The sequence below is a fragment of the Hansschlegelia beijingensis genome (assembly GCF_045505405.1).
GTDB classification, from domain to species: domain Bacteria; phylum Pseudomonadota; class Alphaproteobacteria; order Rhizobiales; family Methylopilaceae; genus Methylopila; species Methylopila beijingensis_A.
In genome coordinates this window covers 1-4493 of sequence record NZ_JBJKEX010000251.1, presented here as the reverse complement: position 1 = coordinate 4493, position 4493 = coordinate 1, and the positions used below count along the sequence as shown (strand labels likewise).

Here is a 4493-nt window from a genome sequence, read left to right as displayed (position 1 = left end):
ATCGGCGCCCGGCCTTTCACGATCTGCGCCCAGGTGTCCTTGGCGAGGTCGTTGGTGCCGAGCACGAGGCAGGAAAGCCGGCCTCCCGCAGGACGGTGCCGGGCTGCCGGCTTTCCGCCCAGTCCGGCGCGGACTCCGTGTTTCTCGCCCGCATTTCGGACTCGGGGTTCGCCATGCTGGCGCTCGGGGCCGACGGCGAAGCCGCCGAGCAGCTCGCGCGACGCGCCGTCGAGGCGTTCGAGGCGCCGATGCCGGTCGGCGAGCATTTCGTCACGCTGAGCCTCGCGATCGGGATCGCGATCGGCCCCGACGATGGGGATGAAGCCGATGGCCTGCTGCGCAGCGCCTCCGCGGCGCTGTCGGCGGCGCGATCGGCCGGCCCGCAGAGCGTGCGGGCCGCTGACGCCGGCCTGAACCAGCTCGCCTATGGCCGGTTGAGGCTCGAGGAGGACCTGCGCCGCGCGCTCGACCAGAACGAACTCGAGGTGCACTTCCAGCCGCAGATCGCGCTGAAGCCGGGGGTCGTCTTCGGGGCCGAAGCGCTCGTGCGGTGGCGGCATCCGATCCGGGGCCTGGTGCCCCCGATGGAGTTCGTCACGCTCGCCGAGGAATGCGGCCTGGTCGAGCAGTTGGGACGGTTCGTGCTCGCCGAGGCGAGCCGGGTCTGCGCCGGCTGGACCGCCCGCGGCATGCCGCTCCGGGTGGCGGTCAACGTCTCGACCCTGCAGTTCCGCAACCCCCGCTTCGGCGAAAGCGCGCTCGAGATCATCCGCGCGGCCGGGGCCGACCCGTCCCGCATCGAGCTTGAGATCACCGAGAGCGCCGCGATGGGCGATCCTGAGCACGCCGCCCGCGAACTCGCGCCGCTCAAGGCCGCCGGGGTGCGGATCGCGATCGACGATTTCGGGACCGGCTACTCCAACCTCGCGACGCTCACCCAGCTGCCGTTCGACGTGCTGAAGATCGACCGCGCCTTCGTGCTCGACGCGCTGAACGCGCCGGCCGCCCGAGTTGTGGTGGGCACCGTCATCGGCATGGCGGACAATCTTGGGGTCGAGACCGTCGCGGAGGGCGTGGAGACCGAAGAACAGCTGGACTTCGTCGTAAGCCACGGCTGCACCTATGCGCAGGGCTACCTGTTTGGCCGGCCGATGGCCGCGGACGCCTTCGAGGCCTGGTACGCGAACCGCCTGGTCGCGGAGCTTCGCGCTCTCGCGGATCGCGCGGCGCCCGGCCCCTCCGGCGTTCCGCACTGGGGCGTCGGCGCCCTGATGGCCAGCTGAAACGCGAGGCCTCATTGAGGCGTCGCGCCGAAGCGTCTAGAACGCCGCCGGCCACCTAGCCCGAGCGAAGCCGATGACCGCCAGCGTCCCAGATCCGCACGACACCGCGCGCATCCTCGTCGAGGCGCTGCCCTACATGCAGCGCTACGACGCGGCGACCGTCGTGGTGAAGTATGGCGGCAACGCGATGGGCGACGCCAAGGCGGCGCGCTGGTTCGCGCAGGACGTGGCGATCCTCAAGGAGGTCGGCATCAACCCGGTCGTCGTCCACGGCGGCGGGCCTCAGATCGGCGGCATGCTGGACCGGCTCGGCATCAAGAGCGAGTTCAAGGCCGGCCTGCGGGTGACCGACAGGGACACGGTCGACATCGTCGAAATGATCCTCGCCGGCTCGATCAACAAGCAGATCGTGGCGTCGATCAACGCTGAAGGCGGCCGCGCCATCGGTCTCTCGGGCAAGGACGGCGGCATGGTCGCGGCCCGCAAGGTGAGCCGCACGATCATCAATCCGACCACCGGCCAGGAGGAGGTGGTGGATCTCGGCTTCGTGGGCGAGCCGGAGCGCGTGGATCGCGCGGTGCTCGACTGGGTGATCGCCTCCGACTTCATCCCGGTCGTCGCTCCGGTGGCGACGGCGGTGGACGGCCCCCAGACCTACAACGTCAACGCGGACACCTTCGCGGGCGCGATCGCCGGCGCGGTGAAAGCCAAGCGCCTGCTGATGCTGACGGATGTGCCTGGGGTGCTCGACCGGGACAAGAACTTGATCCACGAGCTCTCGGTCGAGGAGGCGCGCCGGCTGATCGCCGACGGCACCATCTCGGGCGGCATGATCCCGAAGGTCGAGACCTGCATCTATGCGGTCGAGCGCGGCGTCGAGGGCGTGGTCATTCTCGACGGCAAGCAGCCTCACGCGGTGCTGATCGAGCTGCTGACGCCGGGCGGCGCCGGCACGCTCGTCACGCGCTGATCCGCCCGTGTCGGTCGTTCCCTTCAAGCGACCCAGCGCTCCGGACGCCCAACCCCGGCGTCGCTCGGTCGCCGAGTTCGCGACCGCGATGGCGGGCGTCGGCCTCGCGCTCTTTCTGCTGCCCTCGCTCTGGTCCGGCGTGCCGCAGAACCTGCTCGCGGTCGTGCACCTGCTGGTCGCGGTGGTTTACTTCCAGCAGGGGCCGAGGATCGTGGCGGGTCTCTGGATCGCGCTTTCTCTGGTGCTGCTGGTCCTGACCGGCGCGCCCTCGCCGGTGAGCTACGCGCTCGCGGTCGCGGTCGGGTATGCGGATCTCGCGCTCCGCTGAGCCGCTGCGCGGCCCTGGAAAAGCCGCTGCGTCACGACAACATGTTCGTCATACAGCGCGCCCAGACTGTGGGGACGGACATCGCTGAAAGACGCCAGCCATTCATGAACCGCATTCCCGATCCGGATTCCTTCGCCGCTCTGAAGGAGCACGCGCTCCAGGCCGAGGCGAAGGGCTTCGACCATGTCGAGACGTGGGTCTTCGACCTCGACAACACGCTCTATCCGGCCTCGTCGCGGCTGTTCGATCAGATCGACGCGAAGATCACCGCCTATATCGCGCATCACTACGACATCGACGGCCTGTCGGCGCGCGCGCTGCAGAAGCACTACTACCGCAAGCACGGCACCACGCTGCGCGGCCTGATGGCCGAGGAGGGGCTGGACCCCGCCGACTTCCTCGCCTTCGTGCATGACATCGATCATTCGGTGCTCGTGCCGGCCCCGGAGCTTGCGGCCGGGATCGCGCGGCTGCCGGGACGGCGTTTCGTTCTCACCAACGGCTCGAGACGGCACGCCGAGAGCGTCATCGCCCGGCTCGGCGTCGCGGACCTGTTCGAGGACGTCTTCGACATCGCCGCCGCGGGCTTCGTGCCGAAGCCCGAGCATGCGGCCTACGACGCCTTCCTGAAGCTGCACGGCGTCGTTCCGCACAGGGCCGCGATGTTCGAGGACCTGTCGACGAACCTGGTGGTCCCGCACACGCTCGGGATGCGGACGGTGCTGGTCACGCCCAGGGGCGGCGAGCCCGAAGGTCTGGAGCGTCTCACATCCTCCGACGACGCGTCCCCGGCGCCGCATGTCGATCACATGACCGACGATCTCCCGGGCTTCCTCACCGCGCTCGCGATCGTGGCCTCGGAGTAGGCCTCAGCGCCCGGCCGCCCTGGCCGCGCTCCGCACGCTCTCGAGCGTCGCGGTCGGAGACAGCGCATCCGGATCCAGCCGGACATGCACCAGCGCCGGCCCGGAGCAGGCGCGCGCCTCGGCGAAGGCGTCGTTGAACGCGCCGCGCTCCGCGACCGTGAACCCCGCGGCGCCGCATGCTCGCGCCAGCGCCGCGAAGTCCGGACTGTGTAGCCCGGTGGCGAAGGGGCGGCCGGGGAACTCCCGCTCCTGATGCATCCGGATCGTGCCGTACTGGCCGTTGTCTATGACCACGACGGTGAGCGCGAGGCCGTGCTGGACGGCGGTCGCAAGCTCCTGGCAGGTCATCATGAAGCAGCCGTCGCCCGCGACAGCCACGACCTCGCGCTCGGGAAAGAGCCGCTTGGCGGCGATCGCGGCCGGCAGGCCGTAACCCATCGAGCCCGAGGCCGGGGCGGCCTGCGTTCCATAGCCGTTGAAGCGCCGGAAACGATGCAACCAGCCGGCGTAATTGCCGGCGCCGTTGGTCACGACCGCGTCGCACGGCAGGGCGTTCAGGGCCGCGACCACCTCCGCCATCTGGACCGGGCCGGGATGTTCCGGAACGACGCCGGACCACTCGAGGTACGCGTCATGGGCGGCCGTCGTCAGCTGCGACCAGGGCAGGCTCTGCGGCGGCTGGAGCGCTTCGAGGGCCGCCGCGAACGCGATCGGCGAGGCGTTGATGGCGAGCGCCGGCTGGTAGACCCGCCCGAGCTCCTCGGGGTCGGGGTGGACATGGACCAGCGTCTGCCGCGGGGAGGGAGCGCCCAGCAGGTCGTAGGACTGGCTCGGAACCTCGCCGAGCCGGCCGCCGATCAGCAGCACGAGATCCGCCTCTCGCACCTGCGCGACGAGCTTCGGATTCGGCGCGATGCCGAGGTCTCCGGCGAAGCACGGGTGATCGGCCGTGAACAGCATCTGCCGCCGGAACGTGACCGCCGCCGGCAGGCAGAAGCGCTCGGCGAACCGCGCGAGGCTCGCGACCGCGGCCGCCGACCAGCGCG

Annotated in this window: 5 protein-coding genes; 4 read left to right on the top strand and 1 reads right to left on the bottom strand. The window is 70.3% G+C overall.

The window, feature by feature from the left end; translation table 11 throughout:
* The first annotated feature begins 173 nt into the window (after positions 1-173).
* The 4 genes from ACIKT0_RS13585 (at position 174) to ACIKT0_RS13570 (ending at position 3447) form a co-directional block, all read left to right on the top strand.
* Positions 174-1283, top strand: a complete 1110-nt coding sequence (locus tag ACIKT0_RS13585) for a putative bifunctional diguanylate cyclase/phosphodiesterase (RefSeq protein WP_407105861.1) — start codon at positions 174-176, stop codon at positions 1281-1283.
* A gap of 73 nt (positions 1284-1356) precedes the next feature.
* Positions 1357-2253 carry an acetylglutamate kinase gene (argB, locus tag ACIKT0_RS13580; protein WP_407105859.1) on the top strand — a complete coding sequence of 299 codons (897 nt, stop codon included), beginning with the start codon at positions 1357-1359 and terminating at the stop codon, positions 2251-2253.
* A 7-nt stretch (positions 2254-2260) separates the two neighbouring features.
* Positions 2261-2581: a hypothetical protein gene (locus ACIKT0_RS13575; protein WP_407105857.1), complete on the top strand. Its 321-nt coding sequence runs from the start codon at positions 2261-2263 to the stop codon at positions 2579-2581.
* A gap of 104 nt (positions 2582-2685) precedes the next feature.
* Complete coding sequence (locus ACIKT0_RS13570; protein WP_407105856.1) at positions 2686-3447, top strand: pyrimidine 5'-nucleotidase; 762 nt, start codon at positions 2686-2688, stop codon at positions 3445-3447.
* Positions 3448-3450: 3 nt separating this feature from the next.
* On the opposite strand, the gene ACIKT0_RS13565 is transcribed toward ACIKT0_RS13570, so the two are convergent.
* Positions 3451-4493: thiamine pyrophosphate-dependent enzyme (locus ACIKT0_RS13565; RefSeq protein WP_407105854.1), on the bottom strand; the 1043-nt coding region annotated here is incomplete at its 5' end.

Coding starts and splice junctions, on each gene's coding strand:
- ACIKT0_RS13585 (WP_407105861.1), top strand. CDS start 174: ATGCTGGCGCTCGGGGCCGACGGCGAAGCCGCCGAGCAGCTCGCGCGA.
- argB (WP_407105859.1), top strand. CDS start 1,357: ATGACCGCCAGCGTCCCAGATCCGCACGACACCGCGCGCATCCTCGTC.
- ACIKT0_RS13570 (WP_407105856.1), top strand. CDS start 2,686: ATGAACCGCATTCCCGATCCGGATTCCTTCGCCGCTCTGAAGGAGCAC.